The sequence below is a fragment of the Pseudomonas fragi genome (assembly GCF_002269505.1).
Taxonomy (GTDB): domain Bacteria; phylum Pseudomonadota; class Gammaproteobacteria; order Pseudomonadales; family Pseudomonadaceae; genus Aquipseudomonas; species Aquipseudomonas fragi_D.
On record NZ_NQKQ01000058.1, the window covers coordinates 1 to 1,853 of the forward strand.

The window sequence follows — 1,853 nt, forward strand, 5'->3', positions numbered from 1 at the left end:
TCGGTACTCAAGTGTTTGTATTGGGTAGACATGGCAACACCTTACATCAGGTGTTGCACTTGTTCCTTGAGACCGCCAATCCTCCTCAATGCATTCTGTGGCGCCACCCTGGAACAGCATGGCGGGCGTACCCCGTCGTTCAAAAAACCGTCGCATCCTCGATTTGCTGGGCAACAATGCTCTCGATCCATACTGGCCATTACATCGCTCGTTTATGTGCATCATCGACTTTATCGCCGGCATGACCGACAGCTAGGCCACTGAAATGGCCAGGGCAATGACCGGACACTCCAGCCCTGCCTGACGACAGTTGCCCTCCCTTGCCAAATAGGGAGGGCGTACATTTCCGCTTCGTCAAACACAATGTTTAACAAACGAAATACAAAGTAGGACGTTTCCATACATATTGAAGAAATCTACACGCGCATCCAGCTTTAAATTCAACAAATAATTAAACTCATACTTAAAAGCGTCACCCTCATTGTGTAATTCGTGGGCTATCGCCTTATTTTATGTAGGAAGATTCCCATACTACGTTTGTAGGCTCCCCGGTTCCTGCCCCAGCTCTTTCATCTGAGCTAAGGTCGCGCTTTCAACGCAGTATTTTATGGGGAATCAATATGAACACCGTATTTATTGTCGACGACCATCCTGTAATCCGGCTCGCCATCCGCATGTTGTTAGAACATGAAGGGTATGAAATAGTCGGAGAAACCGACAATGGAGTAGACGCAATGCAGATGATCCGCGAGTGCACTCCAGATCTGATAATCCTCGATATCAGCATTCCCAAACTCGATGGTCTGGAAGTGCTGTCACGCTTCAGCTCTATAAACCCAGCGCTCAAAATCCTGGTCCTCACATCGCAGTCACCGACACTTTTCGCCATGCGCTGCATGCAATCCGGCGCAGCAGGGTATGTGTGCAAACAAGAAGAGCTGAGTGAACTTACCAGTGCAATTAAAGCGGTATTTTCTGGCTACAACTACTTCCCAAGCCAGGCATTGACCTCTGAAACAAACGATCACAACAACGCCTCTGAAATCGATCTATTTAAACTTGTCAACGACCGAGAACTTATGGTTATGAAGCTGTTCGCACAAGGCAAAACAAATAAGGACATTGCCACCGGCATGTTCCTAAGCAACAAAACCGTGAGCACTTACAAAAAGCGTCTCATGCAAAAACTGAAAGCCAATTCGCTGGTGGAACTTATCGAGCTGGCAAAACGTAATGGTCTGGTATGAGAAACAGGATGCCCACGCGGCTAATCAAGTACCTGTCACTGTTCGCAGGCTTAGTTCTGTGCGTGCCAGTGTTCGCCGACCCGGCCCGCAGTGAAACCCTTTCGTTGCTCAGCCGCTCGAGCGCCAGCCACATTGAAGTCCCGCTGAGTAATACTCAACGGTACTGGCTGCAGAAGAAGCGCGAACTTCTGATCGGTACCTCTGCTGCCGACTATCCGCCCTTCGACATGACCGACAGCGGCCGGGACTACGAAGGCTATACGGCAGATTACGCCGGCCTTCTGGCCAAAGCCCTCAATCTGCCCACCAAAGTTAAACGCTTTGCCTCCAGAGAAGCAGCCATCAAGGCACTTGAAGATGGCCAGATTGACCTGCTGGGTACTTCCAACGGTTTTGAGGCCGCCAACCCTGACCTTGAACTTTCCATTCCATATGCCATCGACCAACCCGTGCTGGTGACCCGAGAGGGAGAAACACGCTCACTCTCCCAGGGCCTCGCAGATTTGCGCTTGAGCATGGTTTACCACTAGGCGGTCTCAAGGAACAAGTGCAACACCTGATGTAAGGTGTTGCCATGTCTACCCAATACAAACACTTGAGTACCGA

General features: G+C 50.1%; 1 protein-coding gene and 2 pseudogenes. All 3 read left to right on the forward strand.

Features of this window, described 5'->3' with window-relative positions; genetic code table 11:
• Positions 1-78: 78 nt before the first annotated feature.
• Positions 79-256 (forward strand): annotated as a pseudogene (locus CJU81_RS23475) (deoxyguanosinetriphosphate triphosphohydrolase); the annotation flags it as partial.
• Between the two features lie 364 nt (positions 257-620).
• Positions 621-1,247, forward strand: coding sequence for a response regulator transcription factor (locus CJU81_RS23480; protein WP_095038444.1), 627 nt, complete (start codon positions 621-623; stop codon positions 1,245-1,247).
• 8 nt (positions 1,248-1,255) lie between these two features.
• Positions 1,256-1,774 (forward strand): annotated as a pseudogene (locus tag CJU81_RS23485) (transporter substrate-binding domain-containing protein); the annotation flags it as partial.
• Positions 1,775-1,853 lie beyond the last annotated feature (79 nt).

Excerpts from the sequence above, each read along its gene's own strand:
- CJU81_RS23480 (WP_095038444.1), top strand. The coding sequence starts at position 621 with ATGAACACCGTATTTATTGTCGACGACCATCCTGTAATCCGGCTCGCC.